Below are 22,819 nucleotides of genomic sequence, written 5' to 3'. Positions count from 1 at the left end.
ACGGCGTGGCCAGCGACACGGTTCGTGGATTCGGTCTGGCACTCGCCCTGACGGCACTGGCGGCGGGTGCCTGCTCGTCGGGCGGTTCGGTCGAGACGACGACGCCCGTGCAACTGCATGTCGCCACCGCGCAGGACGACCCGTGGACGCCGCGTCTCGTGCCGCCGCAGGTGCCGGTTGCGGTGCCGCCCCCACCTCCCGAAGTCGTCGAGGACGGCGGCGACCCGGTCACCGCGACCGCCGGGACCCCGGCCGTCCCCGGTGACCGGCCGGCCCTCTACGGGGGCAGTCTCGACCGGCCCCTGTGCGACCGCGAAGGACTCATCCTTCATCTGGAGGAGGACCCGGCCAAGGCCGAGGCGTGGCGCGGTGTCCTCGGCGTGCCCGACATCCGCGGGTACACCGACACCCTCACGGCGGTCCTGTTGCGCGCCGACACCCGGGTGACCATGCACGAGTACCGCGACGGTGCCGCGCGGCCCGTGCAGTCGCTGCTCGAGCGCGGCACGATCGTCCTGGTCGACGAACTCGGTGTTCCGCGCGTGCGGTGCGTGCGAGGTAATCCGCTGTCCGCGCCGGTGCTCACCGGCAACGACGAACTCGAGGGCCCGAAATGGCCCGGACTGAACGCCGAGCGGATGTTCGTCGTCCAGCCCGCCGCGACTGCCGTGCGGGAGTTGGAGGTCGTCGACATCACGACCGGTGCGATGGTCCCCGTGCCGGTCGGTGAGGCCCTGCCGAAGACCACGGCTCCGGCCGCACCGGAGACCACGGAGGAGTCCCGCCCCGAGACCGAGGCGCTGCAGGTACCCGTTCCCGCGCCGCGACGTGATCCGGTGCCGGAAGCCGCGGCACCGCCGCCGCCTCCTCCCCCGGAACCACCGCCACCGCCGCCACCCGCTCCGGAACCACCGCCACCGCCGCCGCCGGCTCCGGAACCCGCTCCGGCGCCGCCGCCGGCACCGGCACCGGCACCGGCACCGGCACCGGCACCGGCACCGGCACCGGCACCCCCGCCGGCGCCGCGTGCTCCCGCGCCGCCGCCTCCGCCTCCGCAGATCCAGATCCAGATCCCGGGCGCTCCCCCGGTGGTGATTCCCCTGCCGTTCTGAGCCGTCAGCCGTTCCGAGCCTTCAGCGAGGACGCAGAACGACCTCGGTGGGGTGGGCGTCGACCGGCGCCTCGACGACCTGCCGCACCGCGCGTGCCACCGTGCCGGGGCTGAGGAACTGCGACGGGTCGTACTCGCGACCCTCCGACGCGACGATTGCGCGTTGCATGTCGGTATCGATCCGGCCCGGGTGGATCGAGGTGACCCGCAGTGCGGGTTCCTCCTCGCGCAGCGCGTCGCCGAACGCCCGCAACGCGAACTTGCTCGCGGCATAGGCACCCCACCCGGGGCGAGCGCGCAACCCCGCCCCCGAATTGATGAGCACCACGTGCCCGTTCGCGGCCCGCAGGGCAGGCAGCAACACCTGCGTCAGGGCCACCACGGCGACGACGTTGGCCTCGAACGTCTCGCGCCACTGCCGGGGCTCGCTGTCGGCGATCGTGCCCAGTTCGGCGACGCCCGCATTGTGGACGAGCACGTCGAGCCGGTCGATGTCGGCGGCGGCCGCGGCGACGGCGTCGTGGTCGAGCAGGTCCACGGGCCACGGCGTGGCGTCGGGCAGTTCCTCGAGGATCGCATCGAGCGACTCGCGACGTCGGCCGCCGAGGAGCAGATCGTGGGTGGGAGCGAGTTCGTGGGCGATCGCGGCGCCGAGACCGCGACCCCCTCCGGTGACGAGAGCTGTGGGGCGCATGATCACGAGCCTAGGAAGCCGAGGGCGGGGCGGCCACCGCACCGTGCTCGAGACCGGCCAGGATCTCGGCGAGCCGGTCGTCCGGCGGGGTCGACACCGCCGGGTCGCGAGGGAACCGGAGTTCGAGGAACGCCTTGGGTCGTGACAGCACGTATTCGCGCGCCAGATTCCTCAGCCGCGTGCGCGGTCGCACGTCGTTCGCGGCGCGGACTCCGGCGATGTCGATTCCCGCCCGCCGGCACAACGCCACCGCGCGCGAAAGGTGGAAGGCCTGGGTCGTGATCAATGCATGCCGCACGCCGTAAGTGGCGACGGCGCGCCGGGCGGTGTCGTAGGTGTCCAGACCGTACGGGTCGGCGACGATCCGTTCCCGGTTGACACCCTGCTCGACGAGATACGCGATCATCGCCGCGATCTCGTCGCCCGAGGTTCCCGCCCCGTCGCCCGAGACGAGCACGGCCTGCACCCGTCCCCGTTCCATCAACGCGACGGCGACGTCGAGACGGCTGCGGAGCACCCGTATCGGACGGCCCTCGTGCACCCGCGCGCCCGGCACGATCACCACCGGGGCGGGTGGTGCGTCGTCCACCTCGTAGATGAGGCCCTTCGCCTCGGACGCCACGCGGGCGGAGACGAGTGTCAGCGCGGACACCGCACCGACGGCCAGTGCGGAGACCGCACCGAGGAGGGACGACGGCCGGACGGATTCGAGCATGCGTCCCAGATTACGGACGCCCGGCGGCCACAATGGAGGGGTGGACCCCGTCGACGCACTCCGCGAAGTCGCCTTCTGGCTCGAACGCGAACACGCCGACACCTACCGTGTGCAGGCCTATCGACGCGCGGCGGAGGTGCTCGCCGACGTGAGCGACCACAAGCGGGAGGTTCTGCGGAAGACCGACTCGTGGACCGATCTGCCCGGCATCGGGAAGAAGACCGCCACCGTCATCCGCGAGTCGTTCGACGGAGTGCCCGCCTATCTCGAGCAGTTGCGCGAGGAGGCCGAACCGATCGGACGAGGCGCCCGCGACCTGCTCGAGTCCCTGCGCGGCGACCTGCACACCCACTCGAACTGGTCCGACGGCGGCAGCCCGATCGACGAGATGCACCGCGTCGCGTCGATGATGATCGGGCACGAGTACTTCGCTCTCACCGACCACTCCCCCCGTCTGAAGGTTGCGAACGGTCTGACCGCGGAGCGGCTGCGCTCGCAACTCGGCGTCGTCGCGCAGATCAACGGGAACGCCGATGGTGCAAGGATTCTCACGGGTATCGAGGTCGACATCCTCGACGACGGATCGCTCGACCAGGACGAAGGGCTGCTCGCCGAACTCGACGTCGTCGTCGCGAGCGTGCACTCGAACCTGCGGGCCGACCGGTCGGTGATGACGAAACGCATGCTGCGTGCGGCGGCGAATCCCCACGTCGACGTCCTCGGGCACTGCACCGGCCGGCTCGTCGGCGGGGGTCGCGGAAGCCGTCCCGAATCGAAGTTCGACGCCGAGAAGGTCTTCGCCGCGTGTCGCGATCACGACACCGCCGTCGAGATCAACTGCCGGCCCGAACGCCGCGACCCGCCGTCGCGTCTCATCGATCTCGCACTCGGGATGGGTTGCCTGTTCTCCATCGACACCGATGCACATGCACCGGGACAACTCGATTGGCTCGGGTACGGTTGCGAACGTGCCGCCGAGCGGGGCGTCGAACCCGAACAGGTGATCAACACCTGGGAGGTCGACGACCTGCTGGCGTGGACCGACAGGTAGGGGATGCGCGTGGAACACGTCGACGTACTGATCGTGGGAGCCGGGCTGTCCGGCATCGATGCCGGTTACCGGCTGCAGACACAGTGCCCGGATTTGGGGTACGCCATCCTCGAGAGTCGCGACGCGATCGGCGGTACGTGGGATCTGTTCCGCTATCCCGGGATCCGGTCGGACAGCGACATGTACACGCTCGGATTCCCGTTCCGCCCGTGGCGGGGTGAGAAGTCCATCGCCGACGGCCCCGACATCCTGCAGTACATCCGCGACACCGCTGCAGAATTCGGCATCGACCGGCAGATCCGTTTCGGCCACAAGGTGATCGACGCATCCTGGTCGTCGGATGATGCCCGGTGGACGGTGCGTGCCTCGACCGGGCAGGGTACCGTCGAGATGTCCTGTTCCTTCCTCTATCTCTGCAGCGGCTACTACAGCTACGAGTCCGGATACCTCCCCGACATCCCCGGCCTGCAGGACTTCGCGGGTACGGTCGTACATCCGCAGTTCTGGCCCGAGGACCTCGATTACGAGGGGAAGAAGATCGTGGTGATCGGCAGCGGCGCCACGGCCGTCACTCTCGTGCCCGCGCTCGCGGAGAAGGCCGAACACGTGACGATGCTGCAACGCTCCCCCACCTACGTGATGTCGCTGCCGGCGCGCGACCCGATCGCGACGCGGATACGACGCCTGTTGCCCGACAAGGTGGCCCATCGCGCGGTGCGGACGAAGAACGTCGTGGTCAACCTCGGTTTCTACCAGTTCTGTCAGCGGTTCCCGTCGGCTGCGAAACGCGTGCTGCGCACTCTCACCGAACGTCGCCTGCGCGGCAGGATCCCGGTCGATCCCCACTTCTCACCGCGTTACGACCCGTGGGATCAGCGACTGTGCGTGGTCCCCGACTCCGATCTGTTCCGCACCCTGCGCGCCGGGAACGCCGAGATCGTCACCGACCGGATCGACACCGTCACCGAGAAGAGCGTCCGCCTCGAGTCCGGCCGCGAACTCGAGGCCGAGATCCTGATTCCCGCAACGGGTCTGCAACTGGTGCCCGCCGGGGGGATCGAGTTCGTCGTGGACGGGGAGAAGATCGACCTCTCCACCCGGTTCATCTACCGCGGGATGATGCTCGACGGCCTGCCCAATGCCGCGATGTGCCTCGGTTACACCAACGCGTCGTGGACCCTGCGCGCCGATCTCGCGTCCCTGTACGTGTGCCGGTTGCTGCGGTACATGCGCCGCAACGGCTACCGCTCGGCGGTGCCGAGGTATTCGGGCGACGGTCGCACCCGCCCGCTGCTCGGTCTCGACGCCGGCTACATCCACCGCGCGGAAGGTGCTCTGCCCAAGCAGGGTTCGCGCAGCCCATGGCTGATGCGGCAGAACTATCTCCTCGACCTGCCCACCATGCGGCTCGGGCGTGTCGACGAATCGATGCAGTTCACGCCCTGACGGTCAGCGCCGGCGCGCCGCCAGGTGGACGTCGGGAAAGCGATGGTCGGCGTCGGGACGGCCGACCGTCCGCCACACCTCGTCGAATCCGGCGTCGGACAAGGCCGCGGCGAGACGATCCGGGTGCCACCGCCAGGCCGGCGCCACCGCGTGGTCGAACTCGACCACCTCACCCGGCTCGTCGGTGGTCTGCCCCGCGACGAGCACCACGCCCCCGGGCGGGATCCTCTCCGCCCACCCGGCCAGGACCCTGGGGATCTCGAGCGGCGGAACGTGGATGAGGCTGAACCGCGCGATGATCGCGCTCGGAACCACACCGCGGAGATCGTCGGATGCGAGTCGCGCGTCGTCCCGCACGAATCGCAGGGCGGGGTGGGCGTCCCGCGCGATGCGCAGCATCTGCGTACTGGGATCGAGGCCGATCACGTCGAGTCCGCGTCCGGCGAGATCCGCGGCCACGTATCCGGGTCCGCAACCCACGTCCAGCACGACACCCTGCACCTGGCTCTGGCACACCATCTCGGCGAAGGCGGCGACGGTGTGGCGTTCGAGCGGCGTCAGGTACGGATCGGGGAACAGCTCGACGTACAGATCCGCGAGGACGTCGTATCCGGGCTGGGTCACCCCGGCATCGTACGACGGGCCGCGATGAGTTCGACCCCGTTCGCAGGTCCTATCCACGACGAGGCAGTCACCACAGGAGGGGATCCATGATCATCGTCGCAGGACATCTCACCGTCGACGCCGACAGGCGTGAGGCCTACCTGGCGACCTGCAGGGCCGCCGTCGAGGCGGCCCGCAGAGCGCCGGGCTGCCTCGACTTCGCCGTCACCGCCGACCTGATCGAACCCGATCGCGTCTGCATCTACGAACGGTGGGAGTCACGGGCACATCTCGACGACTTTCGCGGCAGCGGACCCGACGACGATCAGGCCCGGGAGATCCGGTCGATGGAGGTGTCCGAGTACCTCGTCCCGGACGTGCAGCCGACGAACGAGTAGTTCTCGTCGCGGATCCGGCCGGAGATCGACAGGATCTGCGCACGCGATCAGCGTTGCTCGAGCTGCTCGTCGGGATACCGTGCGAACCGGCCGGCGTCACGCTCGTGCACGGGACCGTCGCTGTCCCAGGGCCATCCGCCGAATCCGGTGCGTCGGTAGTCCTCGAACGCCTGCCGGACCCCGGCCTCGTCGTTGAGCACGAACGGGCCGTACGACACGACGGGTTCGCCGATCGGGCGACCCTGCAGCATCAGGATCTGCGTGCCCTCGTCGCCACCGGTGAGGTGTACCGGCACCGACGCGTCGACGACCACTCCGTGCCCGGACTCGATCGTCCGATCACCGATCCGCACGGGGGAACCGTTGTACACGTACAGGACCCGCTGCGTCTGCTCACCGCGTGCGGCCGGCAGTTCCCAGCGCGCACCGGACGACAGATCGATGTTCCAGATCGCGACGTCGGTGCCGGGTCGGGATGCCCACGAATTCGGCGGGGGCGGCGGCGGAGTCGCGCCGTCGAGCTCACCGGCGATGACGCGGATGGAGACGGTGCGTCCGTCCTCGTCCGCGACCGTCACGGTGGGGGTGTCCTCGTTCCACAGCATCGAGAAGTGCGGGTCGACGGTCTTCGACTCGGCGGGCAGGTTCAGCCAGATCTGGAACAGCTCGAGGGGATTGCCCGAATCCTTGTTCAGCAGAGGGAACATCTCGCTGTGGACGATGCCGTTTCCGGCGGTGAGCCACTGCGTGTCGCCCTCACCGAAACGCGCCGCCGCACCCACCGAATCGGAGTGGTCGACGAAACCCGAGCGCACGAAGGTCACCGTCTCGAAGCCGCGGTGCGGATGGCCGGGGAATCCCGGGACGGTGGTTCCGTGGTACATGCTCCAGCCCGCCGGGTTTCCGAAGTCCTGGCCGAGCGGGCGGCCGTCGAGCGACGCGTCGGGTCCGAGTTCGTCGTTGCCCGCCGGATACGCGTCGACATGGTGCGCGACGAACAGGAACGGATCGATGGTCTGCCAGGGCATACCGAGCCGGAAGACCTGGAGTACCGGAGTAGGGGCTGCTGACGTCATGACCCGTGCAACTCCGTGCCCGTGCTCTTTGTTCCGGGTGGTGTGGTGGCCTCGCTGTCGTCGAGCACACGCGCCCCGGCGGCGAACTTCTCCACCTGGTCACCCAGCCGGATCTGTGCCGGGACGGCACCGCCGAGCAGGTCGCGGGCCAGGGCCGGGGAGTCGCCGAGCGGCAGGTCGCTGCCGGCGATGACGACGTTGCCGTAACGACGTCCCTTGAGCATCGCGGGGTCGGCGATGATCACGGTGTGTTCGAAGACCTCACCGATCGTCGCGGCCTCGCGCTTCGCGACTGCCAGGTCGCGGAAATCGCCGCAATTGACGACGTAGACACCGCCGGGCGCGAGCACGCGCCGGGCGTGCTGCGTGAACTGGAGGGTCGTGAGTGCGACGGGAGTGCGGTTGTAGGCGAAGACATCCCGCACGATCACGTCGCGGCTCGCATCGGACAGTGAGGTGAGGACCTGCCGGGCCTCCCCCACCCGGATGCGCAGCAACGGGGCGCGGGGCAGGTCGAACCAGTGGCGGACGAGTTCGGCGAGGCGACCGTCGATCTCGACGACCACTTGCCGCGCGTCGGGATAGACCGCGGCGAAGTAACGCGCCATCGTGCACGCACCCCCGCCGAGATGCAGCACGCGCAGTCTCGAGTCGCGTTCGAACCTGCTCTCGACGAGCATCGCGATCCACCGCATGTACTCGAACTCGAGCAGGGCCGGGTCGCTCAGGTCGATGTGCGAGCTGGGCACCCCGTTGATCTCGAGCACCCAACCGTCGGCGAGATAACGGTCCTTGACGAGCTCGCACGTGCCCGTGTCGATGTCGTACAACCCTTCGACCGGGCCGCCGGGTGCACCGGTCTTCTCCTTGCGCGGCGACGATGCGGCGCGGCCACCTCGTTGCCTGCTCATACGACGAGCCTAGGGCATGTTTCAAAAGTGATCTTGAACCGGTTTTCTGCAGGAAGCGGTGTCGCAGTCAGGGAATGAGTGAGGCCTCCGGTATCTGGGTTTAGCGACCAAGCAAAACCTGGATATCTCGGAGACCTCGTGCCCAGCGTAGCGGTAGCGGGGCGAGCGGACCTCACCGACGCGCAGTGGGCGCGTCTGGCTCCGCTGCTGCCTCCCGTGTCGAAGATCGGCCGTCCACCGAAGTGGCCGAAACGCCAGCTCATCGACGGGATCCGCTGGCGCATCCGCGTCGGCGCCCCGTGGCGGGACGTCCCGGACCGCTACGGTCCCTGGCAAACCGTCTACGGGCTGTTCCGCCGCTGGCAACGTGACGGCACCTGGGCACACGTGCTGACCCGGTTGCAGACCATCGCCGACGCCGCCGACCAGATCGCCTGGGACGTCAGCGTCGACTCGACGATCATGCGGGCGCATCAGCACGCCGCCGGCGCCCGCCGCGAGGGCAGCGAGCAGGTCGAACCGCCCGGCGGTGTCGTGACCGAACCGGCCGACCACGCGTTGGGTCGCTCCCGGGGTGGATGGACGACGAAGCTGCATCTGGCGTGCGAACAGCATCGACGGCCGCTCGCTGCTACTGACAGCCGGTCAGCACGGGGACAGTCCGCAGTTCACCGCCGTGTTGGACGCGATCCGGGTACCGCGGTTCGGTGCCGGCCGGGCGCGCACGCGACCGGATCGGGTGCTGGCGGACAAGGCCTACAGCTCCCGGGCGAACCGGGACTACCTGCGTAAACGTGGGATCAGAGCCACCATTGCGATCCCGTCCGATCAGCTCGCCCACCGCCGCAACCGCGGCTCCGATGGTGGGCGACCACCGGTCTTCGACCGCACCGTCTACCGACAGCGGCATGCCGTCGAATGCGGCATCAACCAACTCAAGCAGTTCCGGGCGGTGGCCACCCGCTTCGACAAGCTCGCAGTGCGGTATCTGGCCACCGTCCAGATCGCCGCAATCAGTCAGTGGCTATGAGGCAGCGACCTTTTGAAACACGCCCTAGTACCGGCCCCTCCTTCGCCGCGGATCAGAGGTGGAGGTCCTCCTTGCGCATCATGGTGGTCGCAACGACGCTGATCACGGCCGTGAGGACGAGATAGCCGCAGGCGAGCCACGGACCGCCGGCCACGGCGATGAGCGCGGTGAGGATCATCGGGGTGATGCCCGACGCGTAGATGCCGGAGAACTGGTAGACGACCGACAGGCCCGTGTAGCGGATCTCCGCCGGGTACAGGCTCGCGTACAGCGTTCCCTGCGCGCCGTAGAACAGGGCGTGGACGACGCCGAACACGAGGATCATCGCCACGGCGAACCAGAACAGGTTGTTCGTGCCGAACAGGGCGAAGGTCGGGAACACCGCAATGCCGTAGGCGGCGATACCGACGGTGTAGACCTGCTTCGCGCCGAACCGGTCGACCAGGGTGCCCGAGACCGGGAGCAGCACGGCCATGACCAGCGCGGCGAGGGTGACGACGAGGAGCACCGGCACCTTCTCGAAGTCGAGGTCCTTGGTGGCGTAGGTGATGGCGAAGACGCCCCACGTGTTGAACGCCGCGCCCTCACCCCACCGCGACAACAGACCGAGAACGGTGCTGCGGCGCACGCCGGGCCGGAAGACGTCCACGAGCGGCGCGGACGACTTCTTCGCGAGTTCCTGCACCTCGCGGAAGGCCGGGGTCTCGTCGACCTTCAGGCGCACGACGAAACCGACGGCGACGAGGACGAGGCTGAGCAGGAACGCGATCCGCCAGCCGTACGACAGGAACTGCTGCTCGTCGAAGACCACCTGCAACGCTGCGAACACCGCGGTGCCCAACGCGAGACCGAGCGCGAGGCCCACCTGAGGGATACTGCCGAACAGACCACGCTTCTTCTCCGGACTGTGCTCGACGGCGAGCAGCACGGCCCCGGCCCATTCGCCGCCGAGCGCGAAGCCCTGCAGGATGCGCAGCAGGAGCAGCAGGATCGGTGCGACCACACCCACGTGCGCGTGGGTGGGCAGGACGCCCATCAGCGCGGTGGCGACGCCCATGATGAACATCGTCAGGGCGAGGGTCTTCTTGCGTCCGATCCGGTCGCCGATGTGGCCGAAGACGACACCGCCGATGGGGCGGACCACGAAGCCCACCGCGAAGGTCGCGAAGGCCAGCATCGTGCCGACGAACGAACTCTGGTCGGGGAAGAACAGCTGGTTGAACACCAGGCTGGCGGCCGTCGCGTAGAGGAAGAAGTCGTACCACTCCACCGTGGTGCCGAGCAGGCTCGCCGCGACCACGGTGCGTAGTCTCCTGCGACGATCGAGATCGGACTCGGGTGCGGAACTGGGCTGGGACAGCGTGGTCATGGACTCGATTCCCGGTGGTGGACAGCGTGCAACCCGGCGACGCTAACCACGTCCGACACATTCACGCACGGGTTCCGATCATGCTGATTGCAAATGTTTCCGGGCCCCCTCGACGGCTGTTCTCCTGGACATCACGATTGCCTGCCGTCGACTCGAGGACTTCGTCTTGTCTCTGCATATGCACTGGTTCCTGCCCACCTACGGCGACTCGCGAAACCTCATGGCAGGAGGCCACGGCAGCTCGATGTCGGGCGATCGTCCGGCGACGCTGCGGTATCTGAACCAGATCGCCGCCGCCGCGGAGTCGAGCGGCTTCGAATCGGTCCTCACCCCCACCGGCGCGTGGTGCGAGGACGCCTGGTTGACGACGGCGATGCTGATCGACACCACCGAGACCCTCAAGTTCCTCGTCGCGCTGCGCCCCGGGCTGATCAGCCCGACGCTGGCCGCGCAGATGGCCGCGACCTTCCAGTGGCAGTCGCAGGGACGCCTGCTGCTCAACGTCGTGACCGGCGGTGAGGACCATGAACAGCGAACCTTCGGTGACTTCCTCGACAAGAACCAGCGCTACGCGCGCTGCGGCGAGTACCTCGACGTGATCAAGCGCCTGTGGGCGGGCAACGGCCCGGTCGACTTCAAGGGCGAGTACATCCAGGTCGAGAACGCCCAGCTCCAGCGCATCCCCGATCCGGTGCCGCCGCTCTTCTTCGGCGGGTCCTCCCCCGCTGCCGGCACCGTCGCGTCGCAGTTCTGCGACACCTACCTCACGTGGGGTGAGCCGCCGGCCGCCGTCGCCGACAAGATCGCGTGGATCCGCGGACTCGCCGACATCCAGGGACGCACCCTCGACTACGGCATCCGCCTGCACGTCATCAGCCGCGACACTTCCGAGGAGGCGTGGGCCGAGGCCGATCGCCTGCTCTCCGCGCTCGATCCCGCGACGATCGAGAAGGCCCAGCAGAGCCTGGCCCGCTCCGGTTCCGAGGGCCAGCGCCGCATGGTCGAGTTGCACGGCGGCGGTAGCGCCTACGCCGCGAGCAAGGACGCCCGCAGCCTCGAGGTCTCGCCCAACCTGTGGGCGGGCGTCGGACTCGTCCGCGGTGGCGCGGGCACTGCGCTCGTGGGTTCCCACGAGGAGGTCGCCGACCGCATCGCCGAGTACGCCGAGATCGGTCTCGACCACTTCGTGCTGTCGGGCTACCCGCATCTCGAGGAGGCCTACCGCTTCGGTGAGGGCGTCCGCCCGATCCTCGAGCGTCGCGGCCTGCTCGCGCCGGCCTCCGTCCGCTCGGGCGACCTGTCGGGTTCGACGGCCTTCCTGCCCGCGGCTCACTGACGCTCCCCTGACAATTCGATACAGCACAGCTCGACACAGCGCCGGCACGAAATGTGTCGGCGCTGTTACAGCTGCGGCCCTCGTCGTGCGGATCCGTCCGCAGGACAGAGAATGGGGCCATGCCGGACCGAGGATTCACGCCGACACAGCTCGCCGCGCGCGCGGCGTACCTGTTGCGTGGGAACGACCTGGGCACCATGACGAGTGCCGCTCCCAAGCTTTATCCACACATGTGGAGTTGGGATGCGGCGTTCGTCGCCGTGGGGCTCGCGCCGCTGAGCGTCGAACGGGCGGTGGTCGAACTCGACACCCTGCTCTCGGCGCAGTGGAAGAACGGGATGATCCCGCACATCGTCTTCGCCAACGGTGTCGACGGCTACTTTCCCGGCCCGGCACGCTGGGCGGTGTCCGAACTGGCCGCGCACGCACCGGCCCAGGTGCAGACCTCGGGCATCACGCAGCCCCCCGTGCACGCCATCGCCGTGCAGCGCATCCTCGAGCATTCACGGCGGCACGGTCGTTCGACACGTGCTGTCGCCGAGGAGTTCCTGGATCGCCGGTGGGCGGATCTGGTGCGCTGGCACCGCTGGCTCGCCCACGCGCGCGATCTCGACGGTAACGGCCGCATCGCGCTGTACCACGGGTGGGAGTCGGGGATGGACAACTCCCCGCGCTGGGATGCGGCGTACGCCAACGTCGTCGCCGGTCCGGTGCCACCCTTCCATCGTGAGGATCTCGAGCACGTCGCCGACGCCACCCAGCGGCCCAGCGATCGTGAATACGCGCGCTATCTGTGGCTGCTCGAGGAGATGAAGACGGCGCGTTACGAGGACGACGTGCTCGCGAAGGCCATGAGCTTCGCCGTGGAGGACGTCTTCGTCAGTGCGGTGTTCTCGCTCTCGTGCGAGGTGCTCGCGACCATCGGTGAGGAACATTCCCGGCCCAATGCGGATGTGCGTGAGCTGTATTCGTGGTCCGAGCGGTTCCGGAAGGGCGTGATCGCCACGACCGATCCGCGCACGGGCGCGGCGAAGGATTTCGATCTGCGCAGCGGGAAGTGGGTCGCCACCGACACCCTCGCGATGTTCGCGCCGTTGCTGTGCGGCGGTCTCGACCGGCAGGCCGAGCGCGCCTTGCTGCGCACCTTCGAAGGACCGAAGTTCTGCGGGCACCCGGATCTCCGCTATGCGGTACCGCCGTCGACCTCCCCCGTCTCGGGCGACTTCCGTCCCCGTGAGTACTGGCGCGGGCCGGTGTGGCCCGTGATGACGTGGCTGTTCTCGTGGGCGTTCGCGCGCCGCGGCTGGGCGGAACGCGCGAACGTGCTTCGCGCGGAAGGGCTCCGGCAGGCGAGTGACGGCACCTTCGCCGAGTACTACGAGCCGTTCACCGGCGACCCGCTCGGCAGTATGCAGCAGTCGTGGACCGCCGCAGCGGTATTGGACTGGCTCGGATGAACCGTGCGTGGTCCCGGTAGCGAGCGCCACCGGAACCACGCACGAGGTGTCAGACCCCGATGCGTCCGCCGTCCGACTTCCATGCGGCGACCACGGCGGGACGCGGCTGGGAGTCACCTCCGTCGGGCCAGTGCGAGGCCGGCGACGCCCACGACGCGTCGTCCGTCTCCCCGGGATGCTGCACGCACACCACGACCCGCCCGTCCTGCACGATCGGGCCGCACGTCTCGGCACCGATCGGCACGGTGAGGAACTGCTTCGTCTCACCGCGGCGCGGTCCGTCGAGGACGACGCTGAACAGCCCGTCGTTGGAACCGAGTGCGTTGCCGTCGGTCGAGATCCACAGGTTGCCGTACGAATCGAAGGCCAGGTTGTCGGGGCACGAGATCGGGCTGACCTGCGACTTGTCGAAGCCGCCGAAGTAGGTGTCGGCCTCGTTCGGATCCCCGCACACGAGCAGCAGCGTCCACGTGAAGGACGTACCCGCGTGGTCGTCGTCGATCTCGAGGACCTGACCGTTCTTGTTGTTCTCGCGCGGATTCGCCTCGTCGGCCGGCGCGGCACCGTCGACGCCGCGCTTGGTGTTGTTGGTGAGTGCGACATAGACCTTGCCGGTCACCGGATTCGGTTCGAAGTCCTCGGGACGATCCATCTTCGTCGCGCCCACCCTGTCGCCCGCGAGCCGGGTGAACACCGCGACCTCCTCGGCGCTCATGCCGTCGACCAGCGACTCGGCGCTGCCGTCCTCGTTCGCGCGCAGCAGCGGGATCCACTCGCCACTGCCTCGGAACTCGTCGGCCTCGGGAAGCCTTCCGGAGCCGTCGATCTCGTCCGGATGGTCGCCGCTGAGCTTCGCGACGTACAGTGTTCCCGCATCGAGCAGGGTCATGTTGTGCCGCATCGCCGCTCGTGAGTTCCCGGGCTGCATCTTCCGCGACGAGACGAACTTGTACATGTAGTCGAAGCGTTCGTCATCGCCGCTGTAGGACACGACGGTGCCGTCGCCGGTGATGTGGACGGTGGCCGCTTCGTGCTTGAACCGCCCCAGCGCGGTGTGCTTGACGGGCACCGAGTTCGGATCCCACGGATCGATCTCGACGATCCATCCGAACCGGTTGACCTCGTTGGGTTCCGCGGCGATGTCGAATCGGTTGTCGAACCGTTCCCACTTCCGTTCGGTGTCCGCGCCCTCGAGTCCGTACCGGGCGAGACGCTCGGCGACGACCGGGTCGGTCACACTCTCGGCGTTGGCGAAGTACTGGTCGAAATTCTCCTCGCCCGACAGCACGGTGCCCCACGGGGTGAGCCCGCCGGCGCAGTTGTTGAACGTTCCCGCGACCCGCGTGCCCGTCGGGTCGGCCGTGGTCTTCAGCAGGTCGCTGCCCGCGGCCGGGCCGGCGAGGAGGAGCTCGGTGGTTCCGGTGATACGACGGTTGTACTCGCCGAATTCCGGTGTCAGTCGGCCGGTCCCGGGTTCGCCCTTCACCTGGACGACCGACAGTCCGTGGCCGGCGATGCCGATGCGCACCTGTTCCTCGGTGGGGTCGTCCGGGTCGTAGTCGGCGAACATGAAGGGTTCGGTGGTGTATTCGTGATTGACGACGAGCAGGTAGGTGTCGGGTCGGCCGTCCACCGGGAGCAGACCGGCGAAGTCGTTGTTGAACCCGAACTGCTTCTCCTGCGCGGTCGCCGTCTGGTTGCCGATGTCGAAGGCCGGTGCATCGGGCAGTACCGGATCGCCCCAGCGGATGACGACGTCGTTCTCGTATCCCTCCGGAACCGTCACCGCGTCATCGGTGTTCGGTGCGACCGCCGTGAAGTTCGTGCCGTCGGGCACCGGACCGAGATCACCGGCCGCCGCGGTGTCACTGCCGGCGGCCGCGGCGGAATCGTCAGCACAGGCCGTCAGGACGCCACCGGCGCCGACGGCGAGTACGGCCGAGGCACCGCCCCGCAGGACCCCGCGACGCGAGACGGCAGCGCGCACGATGTCGCCGAAATATTCACCGCGGGAGGTGTTCGGGACGGCATGCGAACAGGCGTCCCCGCACTTGTACTTGCACGTGATGTTCGAGCGCGACGATATGCCGTCGTGCGTGACGAACAGGGGCAGGACTCTACGGGCCACAACGATCTCCTCGGAATCGGTTCGACGCCGGAACCGTAGGAGCGTCAGGCGAGTCGGACGGAACGAGAAGGTGAACACCCGATGAGCATTCGGCTGCCGTGAGACGGCGGTCACAGAACGGATCGAGGTCAGCCCGGGGCGATGCGGTCGAGATCCACGATCGGCCGGACACCGGGACGGTCGAGATCGGAGAACTCCTCGTCCCGCGACTGCTCGTCCTCGCCCTCGCCGGGCCTGCCGTCGACGAACGGCACCACCCGGTTCGTGATCGCCGTGTTGTATTCGGCGGGAGCCTGGATGGGATTGGCGTGGCCGGTGCGGTCGAGCTTCGACACCAGTAGCGTGCCGTCGACACCGCCGGACTGGTCGATCAGGATCCGGTGACTGTACTCGACGTCGACGACGTTGTCGAACAGTGTGTTCCGTGGCCGGAGGAACACCACGGCGGGACGGATCTTGTCGTCGCGTTCGTCGGCGAGCGCCCGCAGGTTGTCGATTGCACCGGATGCGACGATCGCCCGGAACTGCGATTCGATCAATCCGTTGCTTGCGGCGTCGGTCGAGAAGATCTTGTCGTTGAGCACCTCGACCGCGACGTCGCGCAACTCTTCGGTGTCGATGCGCCGGTACCACCGCTCCGAGGGGAGCACGAAACGGTCCATGCGGGCGACGACCTCGACGAGCATCCGCATGCTGCGGCTCTCCCGAGCGCCGGGCAGCCAGCCGATCCAGCGCAACAGGTCCTCACCGGCGCTGCGCGCGTCGGCCCGCACGGCGTGCAGATCGAGCGGCGTGCAGTCGAGGATCACGCCGGTCACCTCGAGATCGGTGTCCTGGTACAGATGCTGGGCGACCTCGAGGGCGATGATGCCGCCCATGCTGTGCCCGGTGAGCACGACGTTCTCGATTCCCGACCACGCCGCACGTTCGTGGATCAGGCGGCTGACGACGGCGGTGTCGAGACCGCTGTTGTCGTACTCGACCGCCCATACCTGCCCGAGTTCGCTCAGTGCGGGCAGTGCCGCGGCGGTCTCGGTCGCGTCGAGGTTGCCCAGACCCACCAGGTCGACGACCGCCGTGTCGCGGTCTTCCCGCGACGCCGCGTCGTGGATCGGATGGATCTGCGGCTGGGTGAGGGCGAGTCGCTCACGGACCGGCGCGACGTCCCACGCCCAGTACTGCGTGAACAGGGCGACGAGTGGGAGCGCCGCGACGGCCGTCCGTGCGAGGGCTCGTCGGAGCCGGCCGAACCGCACCCAGTGATGACCGGTGCGGGTGTCGCGGAGACGTCGCCGCCGACGGCCGTCGTCCCAGTCGTCGGCGGTGCAGGGCGGTAGCCAAGGTGCGTTCGACATGCACCACCGATGCTACCGACGTGCTGTGCTCAGCTCAGGCCCGTCAGTGGGGGTGCGGAGTTGTCGTCGCGCCACGCGATGGCTTCCCGCAGTTCGGTGAGGTCGTAGTCGGGACCGCCGACACCCACCGTGAACTGCGTGATCCCCAGTTCGACGTAGGACGGGGCCGCCTCGGCGCCGGGCCAGGAGGTGGACCGCTCGATGTCCTCGGGGCGACGACCGGCCTCGGCGCAGCGCTGCGCGAGGATCTCGGACTTCTCGGCGTGGGTCTCCATCTCGCCGAAACTGTGCCAGATGTCGGCGTACTTCGCGACCATCGGCAGCGTCTTCTTCGGGCCGCCGCCACCGATGAGGATGGGTATGTGCCGGGTGGGCTGCGGGTTCAGCTTGCCGAGACGGTTCACGATGCGGGGCATGTACTCGGCGAGCAGGTCGAGGCGGGAACCCTTGGTGCCGAATTCGTAGCCGTACTCGTCGTAGTCCCGTTCGAACCAGCCCGAGCCGATGCCGAGGATGAGGCGGCCGCCGCTGATGTGGTCGACGGTGCGGGCCATATCGGCGAGCAGGTCGGGATTGCGGTAGCCGCCGCCGGTGACCAGTGCGCCGATCTCCACACGCTCGGTCTGCTCCGCCCAGGCGCCGAGCATCGTCCAGCACTCGAAGTGGGCGCCGTCGGGGTCGCCGTAGAGCGGGTAGAAGTGGTCCCAGTTGAACACGATGTCGGCGCCTGCGTCCTCGGCGCGGAGCACGGTGTCGCGGATGACGCCGTAGTCGGGTTGCTGCTGGGGCTGTAGTTGGAGTCCGATGCGAATGGGGCGCGTCATGGAGTCCACGTTAAGGCAACATCTCGTATCGTCGCCCGAGTTCCCGCAGGAAGGACTCGAGAACGAGGTCGAAGCTCTCGGCGTCGATCTCGGCCGCGTACTCGCGGAGCCGATGCGCCTGCGACAGATGCGGATACCGCTCGTTGTAGGTGTCGATGTGATCGTCGAATCCGCCCGCGAACGAGGTGATCGCGGAACCGATGACGATGTACTTGATCGAGGCGCCGATCATCGTCGCGAAGCGGGGCGGCCAGCCGGCGCGGGTGAGGCCGCCATGGATGGCATCGGACGCCTGGAGGGAGACGGGCCGGGTGCCGGGGCTCGACGCGAGGAAGGGAACCATGTTCGGGTGTGCGGCGAGCGCGTCGCGGTAGGTGCGGGCCCAGCGTCGGAGCGCTTCCTGCCAGTCGTTCTCGGCGAACCCGCTGACGTCGACCGATTCGCCGATGGCGTCGGCGATGTCGTCGAGCAGTTCTTCCTTGGTGGCGTAGTGGCTGTACAGCGACGGGGCGCGAACACCCAGTTCGGCGGCGATCCGACGCATCGATACGGCGTCGAGGCCGTGCTCGTCGACGAGTCGTAGCGTGACGTCGCGGATGAGTTCACGGCTGAGCAGCGGCGTGCGCGGACGCGCCATCCGTCGTCCTCCTTCCGGCCCGGCCTGGACGAGCTAACAATGTAAGGTTAGTTTGGAATCGCGAGAAGCGCTACGGCGCCGGCATCCCTGGAAGGCCCCTCCATGAACCTGAAGCTCACCGAGGAGGAGCGTGCGTTCCGCGACGAACTGCGCACCTTCTTCACCACCGAGATCCCTGCCGAAGTGCGTGCGAAGACCGCCTCCGGCACCCCGCTGGGCAAGGACGACTACGTCGCCGTTCAGCGCATCCTGCATTCGCGCGGCCTCGCCGTTCCCAACTGGCCCGTCGAATGGGGCGGTCAGGACTGGACGCCGATGCAGCGCAACATCTGGCTCAGCGAGTTGCAGCTCGCCTCGGTGCCCGACCCGCTGCCGTTCAACGCATCCATGATCGGTCCGGTCATCGCGCAGTTCGGCTCGCAGGAGATGAAGGAACGCTTCCTCCCCGCCACCGCCAACCTCGACATCTGGTGGTGCCAGGGCTTCTCCGAGCCCGAGGCCGGCTCCGACCTCGCGTCCCTCAAGACCCGCGCCGTCCGCGACGGTGACGACTACATCGTCAACGGGCAGAAGACGTGGACGACGCTCGCGCAGCACGCCGACTGGATCTTCTGCCTCGTCCGCACCGATCCGAACGCGAAGAAGCAGGCCGGCATCTCGATGCTGCTCTTCCCGATGGACACCCCGGGCGTCACCCGCCGTCCGATCAAGCTGATCGACGGTGGCTACGAGGTCAACGAGGTCTTCTTCGAGGACGTGCGCGTTCCCGCCGAGAACCTCGTCGGCGAGGAGAACACCGGCTGGACGCAGGCGAAGTTCCTGCTCGGCAACGAGCGCACCGGCATCGCCCGGGTCGGCGCCACCAAGGTCAAGCTCGCGCGGGCGAAGTCCCTCGCGGCCGAGACCCGCTACGGCAGCGGCTCGCTGCTCGACGACCCGATCTTCGCGGCACGCCTGGCCGAACTCGAGAACGAGCTGCTCGCTCTCGAGCTCACCCAGCTGCGCGTCGTCGCCGGCTCGGCCGACGGCAAGCCCAACCCGGCATCGTCGCTGCTCAAGATGCGCGGCTCCGAGCTCCAGCAGGCCGCGACCGAACTGCTCGTCGACATCGCCGGCCCCGATTCGCTGCCCGCCGGCGAGGCCGACATCGACTCGCCCGACTGGGCGCGGCTGACGATGCCGACCTACCTCAACAACCGCAAGGTCACCATCTACGGCGGGTCGAACGAGGTTCAGCGTTCGATCATCGCTTCCTCGATTCTCGGACTGTGAGGCCCCGGACATGAATTTCGAACTCGACACCGAACAGGACATGCTCCGCGCGACCGTCCGCGACCTCCTCTCGGGTGCGTACGACGTCGAGTCGCGCAACCGGGTGGCCGAAGGTGACCTGGGCTGGAACCGCGACGTGTGGAAGCAGCTCGCCGAACTCGGCGTCCTCGGCCTGCCCTTCGCGGAGGAGCACGGCGGCATGGGAGCCGGACCGGTGGAGGTCATGGCCGTCATGACCGAGATCGGCCGCGCCCTCGCACCCGAGCCCGTGCTCGACTGCGTCTACCTGCCCGGCCGGCTCGTCGCCGACGTCGGCACCGACGCGCAGCGCTCCGACATCCTGCCGCGACTGTCCGAGGGCACCGTGCTCCTCGCGTTCGCGCACGACGAGCCGGGCAGCCGCTGGCCGCACACCGAGGTGGCCACCACCGCGGCGCGCGACGGCGACTCCTGGACCGTCTCCGGTCGCAAGAACCCTGTGCTGCACGGTGATTGCGCCGACACCTTCATCGTCTCGGCGAAGCTCCCGGAGGGTGGCGTCGGACTGTTCGTCGTCGACGCATCGGCCGACGGTCTGGCCCGCACTCCGTACCGCACCCACGACGAGCGTCGCGGCGCGCAGCTCGTGCTCGACGACGTCGCGGCCACTCCGCTCGGTGAGGCGGCCGACGCGTCCGCAGCCATCACTGCTGCGCAGGTGCATGCGCAGGCGGCACTGTGTGCCGAGGCGGTCGGTGCCCTCGACTCCTCGGTGCAGCTGACGACGAGCTACCTCAAGCAGCGCAAGCAGTTCGGTGTGCCGCTGTCGATGTTCCAGGCGCTCACCCACCGTGCGGCCGACATGTACGTGCTGTACGAGTTGGCGTCGAGCATGAGCCTGTACGCGACCATGGCCCTCTCCGACGGCATCGTCGACCCGACCATCGCGTCGCGCGCCAAGCTGCAGGTCGGCCGGTCCGCTCGGAAGATCGGCCAGGAGTCCGTGCAGATGCACGGCGGCATCGGGGTCACGGCCGAGCACTCCATCGGCCACTACCTGAGCCGCCTGACCGCGATCGAGCACACCCTCGGCACCATGGACGATCACCTGCGGGTGCTCGCCGGTGGTGTGAAGGACTACGAGCTCGTGGAGATCGCCGGAATGTGACCGATCGGGCTCACTCCCGGGGCAGCAGTGTCCCCAGCGGACCGAGATCGATGTTGAGATCCTCGGGGGTGAGCCCGAAATGGTCGCGCAGCTCGGCCATGCGCTGCTCGAGCAGCATCAGTGTCGTGCCGAGACGTTCGATCTGCTCGTCGCTGAGATCCCCTGCATCCATGCGGTGCAGGGCCTGACGCTCCATCAGTTGCCGGAGCAGTTCGACGAGCGTGAGCACCAGCGTCACCAGACCCCGCTCCACGGATTCGGGATCGGCGTCGATACGCGACGGGAAGTTCACCGGTTCGCTCACGAATCCTCCCGGGCCCCACGGGGAACGGGGACGTCGACCCCGGGCAGCGACAGGGTACTGATCGACGAGATCAACGCGCGCAACGAGATCCGCACCAGATCGATCTCCGCGATCGACAACGTGATGTCGCCGGTGATGACCACACCACCGGACAGCACCCGGTCCAGCAGATCGATCAGAGCGATCCGCCGCTCCTCGTCCACTGATCCGTCGGCGTATCTCACGGCGAGATCCGTTCTGCTCCGGCGAACGAGTAGGGCGGCCACGGGCCGCTCGTCTCGAGCCTGATGCCCGTATACATGGACGCGAGTTCCTCGACCTCGGAACGGAATTCGTCCGTCCTGTCGTCGTCGACGAGATACGTCCCGTTGAGCAGCATCCACTCGTGGCTGCCGCTCAGTGCCGGATCGGTCGGTGCACCCCGGCGACCCGCGGCCGACACCCGCAGCAGCCGCTCGTGGATCTCGGCGGCACGTGCGGCTGCGTCGCGTTCGACGCTCTCCTGCGCCGCCAGTTGTGCGCGGCGGCGCAACAGATAGGCCGTGCCCGTGCCGGAACCCGCCCCCTCCGTCTGCGCTTCGGCGACAGCGGCGGTCAGTGCCTTGCGATCGGCGAACGCCTTGACCCCCATTCGGTACGACCCGTCACGAGGGCGAGCGCCGACGAGAACTGCTCCCGGTGCTCGGTGAGCAGGGCACGGACCCGTTCGTCGTCGAGACAGACGGTCGCGAGTCGCAGGGGTACCACGGAGACGTGACGTGCCACTCCGGCGACTACCGAATCATGGGCGCGGGCCACTCTCTCCAACCAGTCCAGATCCTCGAGATTGCGTGCCAGTGCAGCCTCGCCGAAATCGTCCAGGGGCACCGTTCCGACGACGGCGGTCAGCCCGCCCTCCTGCACGGTGCGGACCTGCTCGCCGGCGACACCGGAGGTGCCCTCGGTCTCGTGGCCGACGAGCGTCCCGTCGGTCACGGCGTACATCCAGATCCCGGTCGTGTCAGTCACGGTCCTCCTCGTCCACGATCTCCGCCGGTTCCGGCTCCAACTCCTCCGCTCGGGCCTCGAGTGCGGCCAACCGCTCGCGCAGACGCCGGTTCTCCAACTCGAGTTCCGCGCGGCTCGAATCGACCTCGGGTGCCCGGGCCTTGCTCGTCAACCACGGATCGCTCTCCCACCAGTCGATCCCGACGGCCTTGGCGGTCTCGAGCGACGCGATGACGAGACGGAGCTTGATCGTGAGCAGTTCGATGTCGAGCAGATTCACCTGGATGTCGCCGGCGATGACCAATCCCTTGTCGAGGACACGCTCGAGGATGTCGCCGAGATTGGTCGACCGGCCCCCGCCCCCGTAGGGCTGCGGCGACGACGTGCCGCCTCCACCGCCCCCGATCACCGTCATGATCCGGTCCTCGCACCGATATCGCTGCTACCGCGTCCGTAACGCCGGGTCCTCCTGTACGCGAGCAGATTTCCGTCCAGATCGATCTCCACCTCGTAGAGCGCAAGCATGTCGGCCGACGACGGGATCCGCCTGTCCTCCACGACCTCCACCTCGACGACCCAACCGTCCTCGGTGGGTTCGACGGAGGTCACCCCCTGAGCCTCCTTCGAGGTCAGTTCCTTCAGATGTGTGAGGGCCGCCGATGCGGCCTCGGCCGCCGAGATCGCGGGCGGGCCGGTGTCCTGCGCCACGGGATCACTCCTTTCCCTCGGCGGGGCCGGATCCGCCCCGGGAGATCATCCGGTTCAGCACGGCCTGCTGCGCCTCGTCCTTCTCCTCGGGCGTCAGCTCACCCGCCTCCGCCGCTTCCTCGATCTCCTCGAGTTCGCGCCGCACGTTGGCGGGGTCGTGCAGTTGCTGTTCGACCTGCTCCTGGATGACCTCTCCGAGCCACATCACTCCCTTGACGGGAGCGAGGGGCAGCGTGAGCAGGGAGGTCAGCAGACCCATC

24 protein-coding genes and 1 pseudogene are annotated in these 22,819 nt (G+C 68.3%); 9 read left to right on the top strand and 16 right to left on the bottom strand.

What is annotated here, in order from left to right:
• Positions 1–5: 5 nt before the first annotated feature.
• Positions 6–1,112 (top strand): DUF6777 domain-containing protein, encoded by a 1,107-nt coding sequence (locus CKW34_RS24085; RefSeq protein WP_059381920.1) that lies wholly within the window; start codon positions 6–8, stop codon positions 1,110–1,112.
• A 21-nt stretch (positions 1,113–1,133) separates the two neighbouring features.
• On the opposite strand, the gene CKW34_RS24080 is transcribed toward CKW34_RS24085, so the two are convergent.
• A complete protein-coding gene (locus CKW34_RS24080) occupies positions 1,134–1,805 on the bottom strand; it encodes an SDR family oxidoreductase (protein WP_039584495.1) in 672 nt (223 codons plus the stop codon).
• 10 nt (positions 1,806–1,815) lie between these two features.
• Complete coding sequence (locus CKW34_RS24075; RefSeq protein ID WP_059381919.1) at positions 1,816–2,520, bottom strand: SanA/YdcF family protein; 705 nt, start codon at positions 2,518–2,520, stop codon at positions 1,816–1,818.
• 40 nt (positions 2,521–2,560) lie between these two features.
• Here CKW34_RS24075 and CKW34_RS24070 point away from each other — a divergent pair, with 40 nt between their 5' ends.
• Together CKW34_RS24070 and CKW34_RS24065 are read left to right on the top strand one after the other, a co-directional pair.
• On the top strand, positions 2,561–3,571 hold the full coding sequence (locus tag CKW34_RS24070; protein ID WP_059381918.1) for a PHP domain-containing protein: 1,011 nt from the start codon (positions 2,561–2,563) through the stop codon (positions 3,569–3,571).
• Positions 3,572–3,574: 3 nt separating this feature from the next.
• Positions 3,575–5,017: a flavin-containing monooxygenase gene (locus CKW34_RS24065; protein WP_059381917.1), complete on the top strand. Its 1,443-nt coding sequence runs from the start codon at positions 3,575–3,577 to the stop codon at positions 5,015–5,017.
• A 3-nt stretch (positions 5,018–5,020) separates the two neighbouring features.
• On the opposite strand, the gene CKW34_RS24060 is transcribed toward CKW34_RS24065, so the two are convergent.
• Positions 5,021–5,641, bottom strand: a complete 621-nt coding sequence (locus CKW34_RS24060; protein ID WP_059381916.1) for a class I SAM-dependent methyltransferase — start codon at positions 5,639–5,641, stop codon at positions 5,021–5,023.
• Between the two features lie 86 nt (positions 5,642–5,727).
• Here CKW34_RS24060 and CKW34_RS24055 point away from each other — a divergent pair, with 86 nt between their 5' ends.
• Positions 5,728–6,018 carry a putative quinol monooxygenase gene (locus CKW34_RS24055; RefSeq protein WP_059381915.1) on the top strand — a complete coding sequence of 97 codons (291 nt, stop codon included), beginning with the start codon at positions 5,728–5,730 and terminating at the stop codon, positions 6,016–6,018.
• Between the two features lie 47 nt (positions 6,019–6,065).
• On the opposite strand, the gene CKW34_RS24050 is transcribed toward CKW34_RS24055, so the two are convergent.
• Together CKW34_RS24050 and CKW34_RS24045 are read right to left on the bottom strand one after the other, a co-directional pair.
• Positions 6,066–7,094, bottom strand: coding sequence for a pirin family protein (locus CKW34_RS24050; RefSeq protein WP_370670847.1), 1,029 nt, complete (start codon positions 7,092–7,094; stop codon positions 6,066–6,068).
• On the bottom strand, positions 7,091–8,005 hold the full coding sequence (locus CKW34_RS24045; protein WP_059381913.1) for a spermidine synthase: 915 nt from the start codon (positions 8,003–8,005) through the stop codon (positions 7,091–7,093). The genes CKW34_RS24050 and CKW34_RS24045 overlap by 4 nt, the downstream gene beginning before the upstream one ends.
• A 138-nt stretch (positions 8,006–8,143) precedes the next feature.
• Here CKW34_RS24045 and CKW34_RS24040 point away from each other — a divergent pair.
• Positions 8,144–9,035, top strand: a protein-coding gene (locus CKW34_RS24040; protein ID WP_370670846.1) for an IS5 family transposase whose coding sequence is annotated in 2 segments (ribosomal slippage) — positions 8,144–8,637 and positions 8,636–9,035 — 894 coding nt in all. Because the reading frame shifts where the segments join, the coding sequence is not laid out codon by codon here.
• A 52-nt stretch (positions 9,036–9,087) separates the two neighbouring features.
• Here CKW34_RS24040 and CKW34_RS24035 read toward each other — a convergent pair.
• Positions 9,088–10,404, bottom strand: coding sequence for an MFS transporter (locus CKW34_RS24035; RefSeq protein WP_059381910.1), 1,317 nt, complete (start codon positions 10,402–10,404; stop codon positions 9,088–9,090).
• A gap of 166 nt (positions 10,405–10,570) precedes the next feature.
• On the opposite strand from CKW34_RS24035, the gene CKW34_RS24030 reads away from it, so the two are divergent.
• Entirely contained in the window at positions 10,571–11,740 is a 1,170-nt protein-coding gene (locus CKW34_RS24030) for an LLM class flavin-dependent oxidoreductase (RefSeq protein WP_059381909.1), read from the top strand.
• 119 nt (positions 11,741–11,859) lie between these two features.
• Complete coding sequence (gene ggh / locus CKW34_RS24025) at positions 11,860–13,197, top strand: glucosylglycerate hydrolase (protein WP_059381908.1); 1,338 nt, start codon at positions 11,860–11,862, stop codon at positions 13,195–13,197.
• 49 nt (positions 13,198–13,246) lie between these two features.
• On the opposite strand, the gene CKW34_RS24020 is transcribed toward ggh, so the two are convergent.
• The 4 genes from CKW34_RS24020 to CKW34_RS24005 all read right to left on the bottom strand — a co-directional run bounded on the left by CKW34_RS24020 (position 13,247) and on the right by CKW34_RS24005 (position 18,141).
• Positions 13,247–15,325 carry a PhoX family protein gene (locus CKW34_RS24020; RefSeq protein ID WP_059381981.1) on the bottom strand — a complete coding sequence of 693 codons (2,079 nt, stop codon included), beginning with the start codon at positions 15,323–15,325 and terminating at the stop codon, positions 13,247–13,249.
• Between the two features lie 128 nt (positions 15,326–15,453).
• Positions 15,454–16,680: an alpha/beta fold hydrolase gene (locus CKW34_RS24015; protein WP_059381907.1), complete on the bottom strand. Its 1,227-nt coding sequence runs from the start codon at positions 16,678–16,680 to the stop codon at positions 15,454–15,456.
• A gap of 29 nt (positions 16,681–16,709) precedes the next feature.
• Entirely contained in the window at positions 16,710–17,504 is a 795-nt protein-coding gene (locus CKW34_RS24010) for an LLM class F420-dependent oxidoreductase (RefSeq protein WP_059381980.1), read from the bottom strand.
• A 10-nt stretch (positions 17,505–17,514) separates the two neighbouring features.
• The gene (locus CKW34_RS24005) at positions 17,515–18,141 is read right to left on the bottom strand and encodes a TetR/AcrR family transcriptional regulator (protein ID WP_059381906.1); all 627 of its coding nucleotides are present in this window, start codon (positions 18,139–18,141) and stop codon (positions 17,515–17,517) included.
• 102 nt (positions 18,142–18,243) lie between these two features.
• Between CKW34_RS24005 and CKW34_RS24000 the strand changes: the two genes are divergently transcribed.
• Both CKW34_RS24000 and CKW34_RS23995 read left to right on the top strand, forming a co-directional pair.
• Complete coding sequence (locus tag CKW34_RS24000) at positions 18,244–19,413, top strand: acyl-CoA dehydrogenase family protein (RefSeq protein WP_059381905.1); 1,170 nt, start codon at positions 18,244–18,246, stop codon at positions 19,411–19,413.
• A 10-nt stretch (positions 19,414–19,423) separates the two neighbouring features.
• Positions 19,424–20,560 (top strand): acyl-CoA dehydrogenase family protein, encoded by a 1,137-nt coding sequence (locus CKW34_RS23995; RefSeq protein ID WP_059381904.1) that lies wholly within the window; start codon positions 19,424–19,426, stop codon positions 20,558–20,560.
• 10 nt (positions 20,561–20,570) lie between these two features.
• Here the strand turns inward: CKW34_RS23995 and CKW34_RS23990 are convergent, their stop codons facing one another.
• From CKW34_RS23990 to CKW34_RS23965, 6 genes and pseudogenes are all read right to left on the bottom strand, one after another.
• Entirely contained in the window at positions 20,571–20,864 is a 294-nt protein-coding gene (locus CKW34_RS23990; RefSeq protein WP_059381903.1) for a gas vesicle protein K, read from the bottom strand.
• Positions 20,861–21,088, bottom strand: coding sequence for a gas vesicle protein (locus CKW34_RS23985; RefSeq protein ID WP_059381902.1), 228 nt, complete (start codon positions 21,086–21,088; stop codon positions 20,861–20,863). The genes CKW34_RS23990 and CKW34_RS23985 overlap by 4 nt, the downstream gene beginning before the upstream one ends.
• Positions 21,085–21,872, bottom strand: a pseudogene (locus tag CKW34_RS23980) (GvpL/GvpF family gas vesicle protein). The gene CKW34_RS23985 and the pseudogene CKW34_RS23980 overlap by 4 nt, the downstream one beginning before the upstream one ends.
• Positions 21,865–22,266: a gas vesicle protein GvpJ gene (gene gvpJ / locus CKW34_RS23975; RefSeq protein ID WP_059381901.1), complete on the bottom strand. Its 402-nt coding sequence runs from the start codon at positions 22,264–22,266 to the stop codon at positions 21,865–21,867. The pseudogene CKW34_RS23980 and the gene gvpJ overlap by 8 nt, the downstream one beginning before the upstream one ends.
• Positions 22,263–22,559: a gas vesicle protein GvpO gene (gene gvpO / locus CKW34_RS23970; RefSeq protein WP_059381900.1), complete on the bottom strand. Its 297-nt coding sequence runs from the start codon at positions 22,557–22,559 to the stop codon at positions 22,263–22,265. The genes gvpJ and gvpO overlap by 4 nt, the downstream gene beginning before the upstream one ends.
• Positions 22,560–22,563: 4 nt before the next feature.
• Positions 22,564–22,818 (bottom strand): gas vesicle protein GvpG, encoded by a 255-nt coding sequence (locus CKW34_RS23965; RefSeq protein WP_059381899.1) that lies wholly within the window; start codon positions 22,816–22,818, stop codon positions 22,564–22,566.
• Position 22,819 lies beyond the last annotated feature (1 nt).

It is taken from the genome of Rhodococcus rhodochrous (assembly GCF_900187265.1).
Lineage (GTDB): Bacteria > Actinomycetota > Actinomycetes > Mycobacteriales > Mycobacteriaceae > Rhodococcus > Rhodococcus rhodochrous.
Note: the sequence above shows the minus strand (reverse complement) of the source record. Positions and strands in the feature narration are given on the sequence as shown.